1 protein-coding gene is annotated in these 515 nt (G+C 56.1%); it reads left to right on the top strand.

All coding sequences use genetic code 11. The features are described 5' to 3' along the window. Positions 1–515, top strand: a 515-nt coding sequence (locus ACR0CG_RS24190) for an EamA family transporter (RefSeq protein WP_480528072.1), incomplete at both ends; no start/stop codon positions are given.

Below are 515 nucleotides of genomic sequence, written 5' to 3'. Positions count from 1 at the left end.
GTAATGGGGATTGGTTGGATCGGATATGTAACGGCGCTGGAGAAGTTGCCCGCATCGACAGTGGGTGTGCTCTACATGACCTATCCGGTGTTCACCCTAGTTATTGCTTGGGCTGTGTTTGGCGATGCACCCACGCGACGCGCCATATTGGCCGCTGGTCTGATTGTGGTGGCGGCTGTCATTGCTGGTTCGCCCGCGTCAGTGCCTGCGGAGCATCTGCCAACGCTGTTGATATCTCTCGCCGCTCCATTTGGGTTTGGCTTCGGAATTTGCGTCCTCGTACACAAGTTGGCACGGATTGCGCCGTTGGCACGGATCGCGTCAGTTTCTCTGGGGTCTGTACTGGGCCTCACACCGCTCATCCTTGGTACTGAGGTTGGAGAGCTTCTTCCTAGAGAACAATCCGATTGGCTTTTCATTGCTGGTATTGGACTGGTCACCGCGTTCGTGCCCCAGCTTATCTACACGATTTGCTCGCCTGTCATTGGAGCCTCCCAAACTGCGGTGGTCGGAAG

The organism is Ruegeria sp. AB8 (assembly GCF_056542605.1).
This window is presented reverse-complemented; position numbering and strand designations above follow the sequence as displayed.